The organism is Janthinobacterium sp. J1-1 (assembly GCF_030944405.1).
Lineage (GTDB): Bacteria > Pseudomonadota > Gammaproteobacteria > Burkholderiales > Burkholderiaceae_D > Janthinobacterium.
This window is the reverse complement of record NZ_CP132339.1, coordinates 1,254,669-1,268,956: the sequence shown is the minus strand read 5'-3', so window position 1 is coordinate 1,268,956 and position 14,288 is coordinate 1,254,669. Positions and strand designations below refer to the sequence as shown.

The following is a 14,288-nucleotide window of genomic DNA, read 5'->3' as shown; positions in this document are numbered from 1 at the left end:
CACCCGTCAAGGATGTTCGCTTTCCATATGCGCCGCCTCCTTGCGCACCAGATAGATGCCGCTGGCGATAATGATGGCCGCGCCGAGCATGGTGTACTCGTCGGGCAGGGTGCGCCACAGCAGCCAGTCCAGGCCCATGCCCCAGGCCAGGGCCGAATACTCGAACGGCGCCACGCTGGACGCCTTGCCGCTGCGAAACGCTTCCGTGATCGCCAGCTGGCCCAGGAAACCGCTGACCGACAAGCCGGCCAGCAGCAGCCAGTCCTCGCGCCGGATCGCCACCCATTCATGGTACGACAGCGCCACGCCGCCGGCCGCCATCATGATCATCAGCCAGAACACCATGCTTTCGCTGGCGTCGCTGCGGCTGAGGATGCGGCCGGTGATGGCCGACACGGCATAGCAGGCGGCCGCGGCCAGCACGGCCAGGCCGGCCAGCGACAGGAAGTCGCCGCCTTCCGGGCGCAGCACCACCAGCACGCCGCCCAGGCCCACGGCGATCGCGCACCAGCGCGCCAGGTCGACCCGCTCCTTCAAAATAAATACCGACAGCGCCGTGATCAGCAGCGGCGCGATAAAGAACAGCGAATACGCTTCGGCCAGCGACAGGCGTTTCAGGCCATAGGCGAACAGGGTAATCATGGCGATGCCCAGCGCACCGCGCAAAAAATGCAGCGGCCAGCGCACCTTCAGCACATGCTTGAAGGCGCCACGGTACAGCAGATACAGGCATACCAGCGGCAAGGACGACAGCGCGCGCAAGGCAGTGACCTGCATCGCGGGATAGGTTTCGGACAGCAGCTTCATCGCTGTATCCATCAGGGAAAACAGGCCGGCGGCGGCCAGCATCGCGTAGATGCTGCGCAGATTGGGATTATGGGAAGGCAAAGCAACTCCTGGCAGGAGAGAAACCGTCATCATGGCGACGGCCGGAGCCAGGACCGGGGACGGATGCAGGTGCAGATGCAGCGCGCGGTCGCGGGGATTATAACAAGCGCGGCGGCGACTGTTACGACACCGGCAACAACATCACCAGTTTCACCTCATGCTGGCGCGCCAGGTGCAGGGTGACCTGATTGAACTCCAGCGCGCCTTGAGCCGGATGCTGGAAGCGGCGCAATCCGCCGTCGCGCCCCAGCACCTGCTGCGCGCCCCACCAGTGGCGAAACTCCGTGCTGGCGCCGGACAGTTCGGCGATCAAGCCGGCCAGCGGCGCCTGGTCCGCATGGCGTCCCACATCGGCGCGAAACTCGGCCACCAGGCGCTGCGCGCGCTCGGGCCAGTTGGCGATCAGTGTTCTTGCCTGCGGTGTCATGAACATAAAGCGCAGCTGGTTCGGCGTCCCGGCCGGGTCCACGTTGAGCCAGCCGGCAAACAGCTCGGCCGCCGGCGCATTCCAGGCCACCGCATTCCACTGCTGGTCCAGCATATAGGCCGGCGCATCGATGGCGGCGACAATCGCGGCCAGCTCCTCGCTGCCGGTACCGCCCCCGTGCGCCTCGCCATGCTCGGGATCGGCCTTGTCGGCCACCTCGAACAGATACGCCCGCTCGGCCGTGCTCAGCTGCAGCACCTGCGCCAGGCGCGCCAGCATCTTGGCCGACGCCGACACGGGCCGCCCCTGCTCCAGCCAGGTCAGCCAGGTCGGGCTGACGTCAACCAGCTGCGCCAGCTCTTCACGGCGCAAGCCCGGCGTGCGGCGCCGTCCGCCACCGGGCAGGCCGGCCATGGCGGGGGTGACGGCTTCGCGCCGGGCGCGGATGAATTCGGCAAGCTTGTGCGACATGGCGTCCTTGGGTGGTAGTCAATATACCAGTATAACTTCTTGTCTTGTTACAGGATAAAACTGCCTCTATTCTGCCTGTACACCAACACTTACGGGAGCAAACCATGCAACAGCACGATGTCATTACCGAGCAGTTCGGCAAGACCGCCAACGCATACCTCTGCAGCGCCGTCCACGCGCAAGGAGCCGACCTGGTACTGATGCAGGAAGCGGCGCGCCGCCATGGCCGCCCCGAGGTGCTGGACCTGGGCTGCGGCGCCGGCCACGCCAGCTTTGCCGTCGCGCCGGTGGCCGCGTCTGTCGTCGCCTACGACCTGGCCCAGCCCATGCTGGACGTGGTCGAACACGCCAAAGTGCAGCGCGGCCTGGACAATATCAGCACGCGCCAGGGCGACGTGGCCAGCCTGCCGTTCGCCGACGCCAGTTTCGACATGGTTGTCACGCGCTTTTCGGCCCACCACTGGAATGATGTGGCCGGCGCGCTGGCCGAAGCCTGGCGCGTGCTGCGCCCCAACGGCACTTTATTGGTGGTCGATATCGTGGCGCCGAAAACCGCCCTGTACGACACCACCTTGCAGGCGGTGGAACTGCTGCGCGACGGCTCGCACGTGCGCGACTACCGTACCTGCGAATGGGGCGCCAAGTTCGATAACGCCGGTTTCGCGCACAGCCTGCGCAGCGTGTGGAAGCTGACCATGCAATTTGACGAGTGGGTGGCGCGCATGCGCACGCCGGAGCAGCGCATCGCCGCCATCCGCAACCTGTTCGACGCGGCGCCCGAGGAAGCGCGCCAGTATTTTGCGCTGCAAGGCGATTATTCCTTCGATATCGACGCGGCCCTGTTCGAGGCCACAAAACCGGTGGTGCAATAAAAAACGGCGCCGTCAAAGGCGCCGTTTTTTTACATCGTAGGTTGGATTAGCGCGTAGCGCGTAATCCAACAAATGCCGCAGAATCCAACATTACTTCAACTGGCCCAGCAAGGTCTCGGCATTCGACACTTCAAACTTGCCGCCCTGCTCGATGTTCAATTGCGTCACCACGCCGTTGTCGGCCAGCAGCGAGTAGCGCTGCGAGCGCGTGCCCATGCCGTGCTTGGAGAAGTCGGCGTCCAGGCCCAGGGCCTTGCTGTAGGCAGCATTGCCATCGCCCATCATGCGCACGATGCCGGTGGCCTTCTGGTCACGGCCCCAGGCGCCCATCACGAACGCGTCGTTGACGGAGATGCACCAGATTTCATCGACGCCGGCGGCCTTCAGCGCTGCGGCGTGCTGCACATAACCTGGCACATGCTGTGCCGAGCAGGTTGGCGTGAACGCGCCTGGCAGGCCGAAGATGGCGATCTTCTTGCCCTTGGCCAGGTCCTGCACGTTGAACGTGTTCGGTCCCAGCGCGCAGCCTTCGGTTTCGGTTTCGATGAATTCAGCCAGGGTGCCTTCCGGCAGGGTATCGCCGATCTTGATCGTCATGGTGACTCCTTTTTACTATATGGGGAAAAGCCGGCTTGCCGCCGACGCTGCGCAACAGTATGCCTGACTTGCCATCTTTGTGCAGAAATCCCCCATGAAAGCAAAGGCTGACATCAAGAAAACGGCGGCCAAAAGGCCGCCGCAGTCACGCCCCATGCGGGACGAAATCAATCAGCCTGTTTGCGCAGGAAAGCTGGAATGTCATACGTCTCCATGCCATTCTTTTCCATCGCGCGCACCTGCTCGGAAGCGGTTTCACGGCGCCATACGGCTGGCGCCTTCATGCCGTCAAAGCCCGCCGCCGGCGTGGCCGCGCCGACCGTGGTGGTCACGGTTTGCGCGGCGCCCATCGCAGCAGATGGGGTCAGCGGGCTGTTGTGGGTGCCGGTGCGCAGCACTTGCTGCGGTACCAGCTGGATGTTTTTCTTGGCGCGGCCCAGGCCGGTAGCCACCACGGTGACGCGGATATCGTCGCCCATGTCGTCGTCGTAGGCGATACCTTGCGCGATCGACGCATCCGGTGCCGCAAAGGCGCGCACGGCCGCCATGACTTCCTTGATCTCCTTGCCCTTCAGGCCACGGCTGGCCGTGACGTTGACCAGCACGCCGCGCGCGCCGGACAGATCAATACCGTCCAGCAGCGGCGAGGCGACCGCCTGTTCGGCCGCGATGCGCGCGCGGTCCACGCCCGAAGCGGTGGCGGTACCCATCATCGCCTTGCCCTGCTCGCCCATGATGGTTTTCACGTCGTTGAAGTCGACGTTGATATGGCCCGGCACGTTGATGATCTCGGCAATGCCGGCCACCGCGTTGTTGAGCACATCGTCGGCGTGCTGCATCCATTCCAGCATGCTTTCGTCTTCGTAGATCTCTTCCAGTTTTTCATTGAGGATGATGATCAGCGAATCGACGTGCAGGGACAGCTGCTCCAGGCCTTCGTCGGCGATGTCCATGCACTTCTGGCCTTCGTACGAGAACGGCTTGGAGACCACGGCCACCGTCAGCGCGCCCAGTTCCTTGGCCACTTCGGCCACGATCGGCGCGGCGCCGGTGCCGGTGCCGCCGCCCATGCCGGCGGCGATGAACACCATGTGCGCGCCGCGCAGCGAATCGGCGATGCGTGCGCGCGATTCCTCTGCCAGCTGGCGGCCGACGGCCGGCTTCATCCCGGCGCCCAGGCCGGTATCGCCGATCTGGATGATGTTGTGCGCCTTGGACGTCGACAGGGCTTGAGCGTCGGTGTTGGCGGCAATGAACTCCACGCCCGACATGCCTTTGTTGATCATGTGTTGAACTGCATTGCCACCCGCACCGCCGACGCCGACTACCTTGATGACGGTACCTAAAGCTGTGTTATCGACCATATCGAACTCCATGATGTGCTCCTATCAGAATGCGGTTTCCAAGCGCCAGGCCTCATATCGTTAGGAGAACTGGAGATTGAAAACTGCGGTTAAATTTAAAATAAGTTATATGTATTTGCGCTGCCGCCAAAAAACCTGTACCGCCGGGCGAACTTCAGGCCCTTAAAAATTCCCTAAAAACCATTCCTTCATGCGCTGCCAGACTGCCTTCACCGAGCCATCCTGGCGCGTCACGATATGCCCGCGCAGGTATTGCTTTTTCGCTTCCAGCAGCAGTCCCAGCACAGTCGCGTAGCGCGGACTGCGCACCACGTCGGCCAGCTGGCCGCGATACTCCGGCGTGCCCAGGCGCGCCGGTTTCAAAAAGATGTCTTCCGCCATCTCCACCATGCCAGGCATGATGGCCGTGCCGCCCGTCAGCACGATGCCCGACGACAGCACGCCCTCGTAGCCCGACTCGCGCACCACCTGGTGCACCATCGCGAACAGCTCCTCCACCCGCGGCTCGATCACCGCCGCCAGCGCCTGGCGCGACAGGTTGCGCGGACCACGGTCACCCAGGCCCGGCACTTCCAGCGACTCGCCCGGATCGGCCAGCACCTGCTTGGCCACGCCGTAGCGGATCTTGATCTCTTCCGCTTCCGCGGTCGGGGTGCGCAAGGCCATCGCGATGTCGTTGGTGATCTGGTCGCCGGCGATCGGGATCACTGCCGTATGGCGGATCGCGCCATCGGAAAACACCGCCACGTCGGTGGTACCGCCGCCGATGTCGATCAGGACCACGCCCAGCTCTTTTTCATCCGGGGTCAGCACCGCGTCGGCCGAGGCCATCGGCTGCAGGATCAGGTCGGAGACTTCGAGGCCGCAGCGGCGCACGCACTTGACGATGTTCTGCACCGCCGATACGGCGCCGGTGACGATATGCACCTTGACCTCCAGGCGGATGCCGCTCATGCCGATCGGCTCGCGCACATCTTCCTGGCTGTCGACGATGAATTCCTGCGGCACCGTATGCAGCAATTGCTGGTCGGTCGGAATGTTAACCGCTTTTGCCGTCTCGATGACGCGCGCCACGTCGGTGGCCGTCACTTCCTTGTCCTTGATGGCCACCATGCCGCTCGAATTGAAGCTGCGGATATGGCTGCCCGCGATGCCGGCATACACATTGCGGATCTTGCAGTCGGCCATCAGCTCGGCTTCTTCGAGCGCGCGCTGGATCGACTCCACCGTGGCCTCGATATTGACCACCACGCCTTTTTTCAGGCCCTTCGATTCGTGCTGGCCCAGCCCGATCACTTCGTGGCGTCCATCGGACATCACTTCGGCTACCACCGCCACCACTTTCGAGGTGCCGATGTCGAGGCCGACGATCAGGTTCTTCGCGTCTTTTGTCATTTCTGTCGCCTAGTTTTTTGGGCTATTGGTTTAATTACTTTGATTATTCGGTCAAGCCGGTTTTTTGGTCGCACTGCTGGTTTTTTTCCGGATGGCCGGCGCCGGCCTGCCATCCTTGCCTTCGGCCGGTATCACCAGGCCGGCCGAACTCAGGGCCAGTCCATTCTGGTAACGCATGTCGATGGTGTCGATATTGTCCAGGCGGCTGGCCAGTTGCGGATAGATGCCCACCAGCCGGTCCACCCTTGCCTTCAGGGTCGTGTGATTCTGTTCGCGCCCCAGCGCCACGCTCATGCCGTTGTTCAGTTTGACGGTCCACGCATAGCGGCTCGACAAGGACAGCGATTCGGGCGCCATCTTCAGCGGCGCGAACCATTTGGCCAGGTTCACATAGGTCGCCAGCACGTCCTTCTCGCTGCCGTCCGGTCCCGAAAACGCGGGCAACTCATGATCGTCCTCGGCTTCGGCCACGTTGGCGGTAAACACATCGCCCTTGACCGACAGCAGGCGGCCATCCTCGCCCCAGGTACCGAGCGCCTCATGCTCTTCCAGCGCCACGATCAGCTGGTTCGGCCACTCGCGGCGCACGCTGGCGCGGCGCACCCAGGGTACCGATTCGAACACGCTGCGCACGTTTTCCAGGTTGCTGGTGAAGAAATTGCCCTTGATGCGGTTTTGCGTGCCGGCGCGCAGGGTCAGGTAATTCACATGCCGCAACCCCTTCGCATCGACGCTTTCCACCGTGATGGTGCGCAGGTCGAACATCGGACGCTGCGACACCCACCACACGCCGGCGGCCACGCACACGACCAGCACAAAGGCCATCAGGCCGTTGGCGGTCGTATTGAGGCTTTTAGCGTCGTGCCACATGTCAGTGCTGTCCCTTGCTGATTTTCAAACGTGCCGAAGCGACGATTTCCAGGCACAGGTCTTCATAGCTGATGCCCACCGCGCGCGCCGCCATCGGCACCAGCGAGTGGCCGGTCATGCCGGGCGAGGTGTTCACCTCCAGCAGGAACAGCGCGCTGTCGGCACTGCGCATCAGCACGTCCACCCGTCCCCAGCCTTCGCAGCCCAGGGCGCGATAGGCGGCCAGCGCGATGCGCTCCATCTCGGCCAGGATCGCCGGGTCCAGCTCCGGCGGGCAGAAATACTGCGTCACGTCCGTGAAATACTTGTTCTGGTAGTCGTAATTGCCTTGCGGGGCGACGATCTCGATCGGCGGCAGCGCGCGCGCGGTGGCGCCATGGCCCAGGATCGCCACCGTGAATTCGCGGCCCTGGATGAACTGCTCGGCCAGCACCGAATCATCGAGAGCGGCGGCGATGTCGTACGCGGCCTGGAAGGCCGACGCCTCATGCACGGTGGTGATGCCGATGCTCGACCCTTCATGCGGCGGCTTGACGATCAGCGGCAAGCCCAGTTCTGCGGCCACTTGCGCCAGATTGGCGTCGTCGGCCAGCACCGCATATTGCGGCGTGGGCAGCTTGTGCATCAGCCAGATCATCTTGGTATAGACCTTGTCCATGCCGACCGAGCAGGCCATCACGCCGCTGCCCGTGTACGGAATGCCCAGTTGTTCCAGCGCGCCCTGCAGGCTGCCGTCTTCGCCGTAGCGGCCGTGCAGCGCAATGAACACGCGATCAAAATGTTCGGCCGCCAGCTCGGCCAGCGAGCGCTCGCCCGTGTCGAAGCCATGCGCGTCGACGCCGTGGCTTTGCAAGGCGGCCAGCACGCCGGCGCCGGACATCAGCGACACTTCGCGTTCGGCCGAACGGCCGCCGAACAGGACGCCGACCTTGCCCAATTGTTTCACATCGATAGCTGAAGCTGCGTTCACGTCAGGCCTTTGCAGTGTTGGTTGAATAGGTGGTCAGTTGTTGCGGCACGCCGCTGATCGAACCGGCGCCCATGGTCAGCACGACGTCGCCATCGCGCGCCACGCTCATGATGGTGTCGGCCATGTCGGTCATGGACTCGACGAAGATCGGTTCGATCTTGCCGCGCGCGCGCAGCGCATGGGCCAGCGAACGGCCGTCGGCGGCCACGATAGGCGCTTCGCCGGCCGCGTACACTTCCGACAGCAGCAGCACGTCCGGCGCGCCCAGCACCTTGACGAAATCTTCGAACAGGTCGCGCGTGCGGCTGTAGCGGTGCGGCTGGAAGGCCAGCACCAGGCGGCGGCCCGGATAGGCGGCGCGCGCGGCGGCCAGGGTGACTTCGGTTTCCACCGGATGGTGGCCGAAATCGTCGACCAGGGCGAAGCTGCCGCCGTTCGGCAGCGCCACGTCGCCATAGCGCGTGAAGCGCCGGCCGACGCCGGAAAATTCGGCCAGGCCCTGCTGGGTGGCGCTGTCGGCGATGCCGATTTCGCGCGCGATCGCGATCGCCGAACAGGCGTTCTGCACATTGTGCATGCCGGGCTGGTTCAGCACCACGTCGAGGTCCTGATAACCGTCCTGCAGCACCGTGAAATGCATTTCCAGGCCGACCGCGCGCGCATTGATGGCGCGTACCTGCGCGTCCTCGGCAAAGCCGTAGGTGGTGACCGGCTTGGTGACGAACGGGATGATGGCGCGCACGTGCGGATCGTCGACGCACAGCATGGCGCGGCCATAGAACGGCAAACGATGCGTGAACTGCACGAAGGCCTGCTTGAGTTTTTCAAAATCGTGCTCGTAGGTGTCCATGTGATCGGCATCGATATTCGTGATGACTTCGATCATCGGCGTCAGGTTCAGGAACGACGCGTCCGATTCATCGGCTTCGGCCACCAGGTAGTCGCCCGAGCCCAGCTTGGCGTTGGCGCCGGCGCTGGTCAGCCGGCCACCGATGACGAACGTCGGATCGAGGCCGCCCTGCGCCAGCACGGACGCGACCAGGCTGGTGGTGGTGGTCTTGCCATGCGTGCCGGCAATCGCGATGCCGCGTTTCAAACGCATCAATTCACCGAGCATCACGGCGCGCGGTACCAAAGGGATCTTGCGCGCGCGCGCGGCCGCCACTTCGGGATTATCGTGCGGCACGGCGCCCGAGGTCACCACCGCATCGGCGTCGCCGATATGTTCCGCGGCGTGGCCGAGCATGACGGTCGCGCCCAGGCTCGCCAGGCGCTGCGTCGCCGCATTGCTGCCCAGGTCCGAGCCCGACACCTTGTAGCCGAGGTTGACCAGCACTTCGGCGATGCCGCTCATGCCGCTGCCGCCGATGCCGACAAAGTGGATATTGTTTACTTTATGCTTCACAGAGCTAACCTCATGCCAATTGTTCCAATACGTGTGCGATCGCCTCATTGGCGTCGCGCTTGCCTGCCGTCAGTGCCGCTTGCGCCATCTGCTGGCAGTTGTCGCGTTTTAACGACGCCAGCATGGCGCACAGCGACGCCGGATTCATTTCCGTTTGCGGCAAATGAATTGCCGCGCCCTGCTGCGCCATCCATTGCGCATTATTGCGCTGGTGGCTGGTGGTCGACGCCACCAATGGCACCAGCACGCTGGCCACGCCCGCCGCCGTCAGCTCCGACAAGGTGATGGCGCCGGCGCGGCAGATCACCAGATCGGCCGCCGCATACGCCTGCGCCATGTCGTCGATAAAGTCGACCACCTTGGCCGTCACGCCCGCCGCCGCATACGAGGCGCGCAAGGCGTCGATATTTTTCTTGCCCGACTGGTGCGTCACCAGCGGACGCTCGCCTTCCGGCATCAAGGCCAGTGCGGCCGGCAGATTGTCGTTCAGCGCTTTCGCACCCAGGCTGCCGCCCACCACCAGGATGCGCAAGGGGCCAGTGCGGTGCTCGAAGCGCGCCGCCGGCGGCGCCATCGCCAGGATTTCGGCGCGCACCGGGTTGCCGGTGACGACAGCCTTGCCGGCGGCGGCGCCAAATTCCGCAGGGAAGCCGAAGCATACCTGCTTGGCCAGCGGAAGCAGTGTCTTGTTCGACAACAGTAATGCCGCATCGGCATTGACCAGCACCAGCGGCACGCCGCACAGGCGCGCCACCAGGCCGCCCGGCACCGTCACATAGCCGCCCATGCCCATCACCACGTCGGGCTTGCGGCGCGCAATGAAGCCGCGGATCGCGAACAGGCTGGCGATCATCTTGAAGCCGCCCTTGACCGTGTGGCCCAGGCCCTTGCCGCGCATGCCCGAAAATGCGATGGCGTCCATGGGAATGCCGCTTTTCGGCACCAGTTCCTGCTCCATGCCGTGGGTGGTGCCCAGCCAGCTCACTTCCCAGCCGCGCGCGACCATGGTCTGCGCTATCGCCAGGCCGGGGAAAATATGGCCGCCGGTACCGGCCGCCATGATCATCAGTTTTTTTGTTTTCAAGTTCTTTACAGTGCTCATAGCCGGCCCCCGCGCATCAGGATCCGGTTTTCATAATCGATGCGCAGCAAAATCGCCAGGCCGATACAGTTGATCAGGACGCCCGTGCCGCCATAGCTCATCAGGGGCAGAGTCAGCCCCTTGGTTGGCAGCAGGCCCAGGTTCACGCCCATGTTGATGAAGGTCTGCACGCCGATCCAGATGGCGATGCCCTTGGCCGTCAGGCCGGCGAAGGTCTGGTCGATGGCGATCGCCTGGCGACCGATGTCGAAGGCGCGCTTGATAATCCAGTAAAACATGCCGATCACGATCAGCACGCCCACCAGGCCCAGCTCCTCGCCGATCACGGCCAGCAGGAAGTCGGTATGCGCTTCGGGCAGGTAATGCAGTTTTTCCACGCTGCCGCCCAGGCCCACGCCGAACAGTTCGCCGCGCCCAAAGGCGATCAGCGAGTGCGTCAATTGATAGGCCTTGTTCAGCGCATTGTCTTCCTGCCATGGATCGAGGTAGGCAAAGAAGCGCTCGCGGCGGAATTTCGACAGTGCGATGATGGTGACGAAAATCGCCGTCAGCATGGCGCCGATGCCGCCGAACCAGATGGCGTTGACGCCACCGAGGAACAGGATGCCCATGGCGATGCAGACGATCACGCCAAAGGCGCCGAGATCCGGTTCCATCAGCAGCAAGAGGCCGACAAAGCTGACGGCCAGCGCCATCGGCATGAAGCCCTTGGTCAGCTTGTGCATGTATTCCTGCTTGCGCACCGTGTAGTCGGCCGCGTACAGCACCATCACCACTTTCATCAGCTCGGACGGCTGCGGCCGCAGGCCGGGCAAATTGAGCCAGCGTCGGCCGCCATTGACCGACACGCCCAGGCCCGGTATCAGCACCATCACCAGCAGCACCAGGGTGCCGATGAACAGCCACGGCGCCATCTTCTGCCAGGTGGCGACGCGGATGCGGAACACCAGCGCGCCGGCGATGATCGACACGCCGATGAACAGCGCCTGGCGCACCACGAAATAATTGTTGGTGTAGGCGGCGAACTTGCGCGCGTCCGACAGCGAGATCGAGGCCGAATACACCATCACCATGCCCAGCAGCATCAATAGCAGCACCACCCAGATCAGCGGCTGGTCGTAGTCCATCATCTTCGACTGCCGCGCGCGGCCGTCCAGCGGCTTGGCAGCCGAGCCGGAACCGAAACCGAATGGCAGCTGGAAGGCCATCAGAGATCCTGTCCGTTATCCAGGGCGATATCGCGCACGGCGTCGACAAACACCTGCGCGCGGTGCGCATAGTTCTTGAACATGTCCAGGCTGGCGCAGGCCGGCGACAGCACTACCGCGTCGCCCGGCAGCGCCAGGGTGGCTGCCTGCTGGACGGCTTCCGGCAAGCTGGCGCAGTCGAACAAGTCGACACCGGACGGTTCCAGTGCCGCGCGCAGCGCCGGCGCATCGCGGCCGATCAGCAGCACCGCGCGCACATGGCGCGAGGCCGGTTCGGCCAGCGGCGAGAAATCCTGGCCCTTGCCGTCGCCGCCGGCGATCAGCACCAGCCGTTGATCCGCGCCGCCAAAGGCCTTGCCCAGGCCATTGATGGCAGCCACCGTGGCGCCCACATTGGTGCCCTTGCTGTCGTCGTAGTATTCGACTTCATTGACGGCCGTGACCAGTTCCACCCGGTGCGGCTCGCCCTGGTATTCGCGCAGGCCATGCAGCAGCGGCGCAAACGGCAGGCCGATGGCGCGGCAAAGGGCCAGCGCCGCCAGCGCGTTCGAGGCATTGTGCTGGCCGCGGATTTTCAAGGCGTCGGCCGGCATCAGTTTTTTCGCCATGGTCGGCACGGGTTCCGGTGCAGGATCGTTCTTCCTGCGTTTTTTCTCGATCACTTCTTCGCTCGGCACGGCTTGCGCCAGCCAGAACACGCCGCGCTCGTTGACCAGGCCGAAGCTGTCGACCTCCTGCGGTTCGCCGGTGCCGAACGTCACGCTCTCGACCAGGGCGTTCTTCATGCGCATGACCTGCGCGTCGTCACGATTGAGCACGCGCACCGTGTGTTCGCCGAAGATGCGCGCCTTGTCAGCGGCGTAGGCTGCCATGTCGCCATGCCAGTCCAGGTGATCCTGCGACAGATTCAACACCGTGGCCGCATCGGCCTGCAGGCTGAAGGTGGTGTGCAGCTGGAAGCTGGACAATTCGAGTATCCAGGCCTGCGGCAGGGTGCTGGCGACGGGCTCGGTGCCATCGGTTTCGACTGGTGCCGGCTCGGCGTCGAGCACCTCGCGCAGCACGTCCAGCGCGGCCGGGCTGATATTGCCGGCCACGCGCGTGGCCAGGCCGGCCCGTTCGCACAAGAGGCCCACCAGGCTGGTGACCGTGGTCTTGCCGTTGGTGCCCGTGATCGCGATCACTTTCGGCGCATAGCCGCGTTCCGTCTTGAGCGCGGCCAGTGCCTGGGCGAACAGCTCGATCTCGCCCCACACGGGGATATTGTTTTCGGCCGCCGCCGGCGCGATTCCAGCCAGTTCGCGGTTCGGTGCCAGGCCAGGGCTGACGGCGACAAAGTCGACGCCCTCCAGCAGTCCGGCCGTGAAAGGACCGGCGATGAACTGCGCGTCCGGCACGCCAGCGCGCAGGGCGGCCAGGCGCTCCGGCGCTTCGCGCGTATCGGCCACGCGCACAGCGGCGCCGCAGCGGGCCAGCCACAGGGCCATCGCCAGGCCGGACTCGCCGAGTCCCAGTACCAGTGCGGTTTGATTGGCGTACATCATCAGCGCAGCTTCAGGGTGGTCAGGCCGAGCAGCACCAGCATCATGGTGATGATCCAGAAACGCACGACAACCTGCGTCTCTTTCCAGCCTTTTTGTTCGAAATGGTGGTGCAGCGGCGCCATCAAAAACACGCGGCGGCCCACGCCATAGCGCTTCTTGGTGTATTTGAACCACGCCACCTGGATGATCACCGACAGGGTTTCGACCACGAAGATGCCGCCCATGATGAACAGCACGATTTCCTGGCGCACGATGACGGCGATGGTGCCCAGGGCGCCGCCCAGGGCCAGCGCGCCGACGTCGCCCATGAACACTTTGGCCGGGTGGGTGTTATACCAGAGGAAAGCCAGGCCGGAGCCGGCCAGCGCGCCGCAGAAGATCACCAGTTCGCCGGCGCCCGGAATATGCGGGATGAACAGATAGCGCGCATAGGTGACGTTGCCGGTCAGGTAGGCGAACAGGCCCAGGGCCGTGCCGACCATCACGGTCGGCATGATGGCCAGGCCGTCGAGGCCATCGGTGAAGTTGACGGCGTTGCTGGTGCCGACGATCACGCAATAGGTCAGCGCGATAAAGCCCCACACACCGAGCGGATAGCTGATGGTTTTAAAGAAAGGCACGATCAGGTCGGCCTTCGGCGGCAGGTCCATCGCAAAGCCGGACTGCACCCAGGCGTAGATCAGGTTCCAGACCTGGCCGGCGTTCGGCTCCGAGATCGACACCGAGAAGGCGAGGTAGAAGGCGGCGGCCAGGCCGATCAGCGACTGCCAGAAGTATTTTTCGCGCGAGCGCATGCCTTCCGGGTCCTGGTGCACCACCTTGCGGTAGTCGTCGGCCCAGCCGATGGCGCCAAAGCCCAGCGTGACGATCAGCACCGGCCAGATGAAGCGGTTCGACAGATCGCACCACAGCAGGGTGGAAATGCCGATGGCGATCAGGATCAGCACGCCGCCCATGGTCGGCGTGCCGTGTTTTTTCAGATGCGTTTGCGGGCCGTCGGTACGCACGGCCTGGCCCACCTTGAGGCGCGTGAGCATGCGGATCACGGCCGGACCGGCACACAGGCCGATCAGGATGGCGGTCAGGGTCGCGAAGACGGCGCGAAAGGTGATGAAGTTAAAGACCCGCAGTGGGCCAATGTCGTCCTGGAAATAGTGAGCGAGCCAGAGCAGCAT

General features: G+C 64.1%; 13 protein-coding genes. 1 reads left to right on the top strand and 12 read right to left on the bottom strand.

Going from position 1 to position 14,288, the window contains the following annotated elements; translation table 11 throughout:
- Positions 1 to 6 precede the first annotated feature (6 nt).
- Positions 7 to 849 (bottom strand): DMT family transporter, encoded by an 843-nt coding sequence (locus Q8L25_RS05730; protein WP_308925658.1) that lies wholly within the window; start codon positions 847 to 849, stop codon positions 7 to 9.
- Between the two features lie 160 nt (positions 850 to 1,009).
- On the bottom strand, positions 1,010 to 1,786 hold the full coding sequence (locus Q8L25_RS05725; protein ID WP_308923958.1) for a helix-turn-helix transcriptional regulator: 777 nt from the start codon (positions 1,784 to 1,786) through the stop codon (positions 1,010 to 1,012).
- A 104-nt stretch (positions 1,787 to 1,890) separates the two neighbouring features.
- On the opposite strand from Q8L25_RS05725, the gene Q8L25_RS05720 reads away from it, so the two are divergent.
- Positions 1,891 to 2,658 carry a class I SAM-dependent methyltransferase gene (locus Q8L25_RS05720; protein WP_308923957.1) on the top strand — a complete coding sequence of 256 codons (768 nt, stop codon included), beginning with the start codon at positions 1,891 to 1,893 and terminating at the stop codon, positions 2,656 to 2,658.
- Positions 2,659 to 2,748: 90 nt separating this feature from the next.
- Here the strand turns inward: Q8L25_RS05720 and Q8L25_RS05715 are convergent, their stop codons facing one another.
- The 10 genes from Q8L25_RS05715 to mraY all read right to left on the bottom strand — a co-directional run bounded on the left by Q8L25_RS05715 (position 2,749) and on the right by mraY (position 14,288).
- Positions 2,749 to 3,255, bottom strand: coding sequence for a peroxiredoxin (locus Q8L25_RS05715; RefSeq protein ID WP_308923956.1), 507 nt, complete (start codon positions 3,253 to 3,255; stop codon positions 2,749 to 2,751).
- A gap of 167 nt (positions 3,256 to 3,422) precedes the next feature.
- A complete protein-coding gene (gene ftsZ, locus Q8L25_RS05710) occupies positions 3,423 to 4,631 on the bottom strand; it encodes a cell division protein FtsZ (RefSeq protein WP_308923955.1) in 1,209 nt (402 codons plus the stop codon).
- Positions 4,632 to 4,781: 150 nt separating this feature from the next.
- On the bottom strand, positions 4,782 to 6,014 hold the full coding sequence (ftsA, locus tag Q8L25_RS05705) for a cell division protein FtsA (RefSeq protein WP_308923954.1): 1,233 nt from the start codon (positions 6,012 to 6,014) through the stop codon (positions 4,782 to 4,784).
- Between the two features lie 51 nt (positions 6,015 to 6,065).
- Positions 6,066 to 6,884, bottom strand: coding sequence for a cell division protein FtsQ/DivIB (locus tag Q8L25_RS05700; protein ID WP_308923953.1), 819 nt, complete (start codon positions 6,882 to 6,884; stop codon positions 6,066 to 6,068).
- A 1-nt stretch (position 6,885) separates the two neighbouring features.
- A complete protein-coding gene (locus tag Q8L25_RS05695; RefSeq protein WP_308923952.1) occupies positions 6,886 to 7,854 on the bottom strand; it encodes a D-alanine--D-alanine ligase in 969 nt (322 codons plus the stop codon).
- Between the two features lies 1 nt (position 7,855).
- Complete coding sequence (gene murC, locus Q8L25_RS05690; RefSeq protein WP_308923951.1) at positions 7,856 to 9,259, bottom strand: UDP-N-acetylmuramate--L-alanine ligase; 1,404 nt, start codon at positions 9,257 to 9,259, stop codon at positions 7,856 to 7,858.
- A 10-nt stretch (positions 9,260 to 9,269) separates the two neighbouring features.
- Positions 9,270 to 10,325, bottom strand: a complete 1,056-nt coding sequence (gene murG / locus Q8L25_RS05685; protein ID WP_374694290.1) for an undecaprenyldiphospho-muramoylpentapeptide beta-N-acetylglucosaminyltransferase — start codon at positions 10,323 to 10,325, stop codon at positions 9,270 to 9,272.
- 32 nt (positions 10,326 to 10,357) lie between these two features.
- The gene (ftsW, locus tag Q8L25_RS05680; protein WP_308923949.1) at positions 10,358 to 11,569 is read right to left on the bottom strand and encodes a putative lipid II flippase FtsW; all 1,212 of its coding nucleotides are present in this window, start codon (positions 11,567 to 11,569) and stop codon (positions 10,358 to 10,360) included.
- A complete protein-coding gene (gene murD / locus Q8L25_RS05675) occupies positions 11,569 to 13,113 on the bottom strand; it encodes a UDP-N-acetylmuramoyl-L-alanine--D-glutamate ligase (protein WP_308923948.1) in 1,545 nt (514 codons plus the stop codon). The genes ftsW and murD overlap by 1 nt, the downstream gene beginning before the upstream one ends.
- On the bottom strand, positions 13,113 to 14,288 hold the full coding sequence (mraY, locus tag Q8L25_RS05670; RefSeq protein ID WP_308923947.1) for a phospho-N-acetylmuramoyl-pentapeptide-transferase: 1,176 nt from the start codon (positions 14,286 to 14,288) through the stop codon (positions 13,113 to 13,115). Before mraY ends, murD begins: the two co-directional genes overlap by 1 nt.

What these genes read in the sequence shown, in the direction of transcription:
- Q8L25_RS05725 (WP_308923958.1), bottom strand. Translation starts at nt 1,786, where the DNA reads ATGTCGCACAAGCTTGCCGAATTCATCCGCGCCCGGCGCGAAGCCGTC.
- Q8L25_RS05700 (WP_308923953.1), bottom strand. Translation starts at nt 6,884, where the DNA reads ATGTGGCACGACGCTAAAAGCCTCAATACGACCGCCAACGGCCTGATG.
- murD (WP_308923948.1), bottom strand. Translation starts at nt 13,113, where the DNA reads ATGATGTACGCCAATCAAACCGCACTGGTACTGGGACTCGGCGAGTCC.
- ftsW (WP_308923949.1), bottom strand. Translation starts at nt 11,569, where the DNA reads ATGGCCTTCCAGCTGCCATTCGGTTTCGGTTCCGGCTCGGCTGCCAAG.
- Q8L25_RS05730 (WP_308925658.1), bottom strand. Translation starts at nt 849, where the DNA reads ATGCTGGCCGCCGCCGGCCTGTTTTCCCTGATGGATACAGCGATGAAG.
- ftsA (WP_308923954.1), bottom strand. Translation starts at nt 6,014, where the DNA reads ATGACAAAAGACGCGAAGAACCTGATCGTCGGCCTCGACATCGGCACC.
- Q8L25_RS05720 (WP_308923957.1), top strand. Translation starts at nt 1,891, where the DNA reads ATGCAACAGCACGATGTCATTACCGAGCAGTTCGGCAAGACCGCCAAC.
- murG (WP_374694290.1), bottom strand. Translation starts at nt 10,325, where the DNA reads ATGATCATGGCGGCCGGTACCGGCGGCCATATTTTCCCCGGCCTGGCG.
- mraY (WP_308923947.1), bottom strand. Translation starts at nt 14,288, where the DNA reads ATGCTGCTCTGGCTCGCTCACTATTTCCAGGACGACATTGGCCCACTG.
- Q8L25_RS05715 (WP_308923956.1), bottom strand. Translation starts at nt 3,255, where the DNA reads ATGACGATCAAGATCGGCGATACCCTGCCGGAAGGCACCCTGGCTGAA.
- ftsZ (WP_308923955.1), bottom strand. Translation starts at nt 4,631, where the DNA reads ATGGAGTTCGATATGGTCGATAACACAGCTTTAGGTACCGTCATCAAG.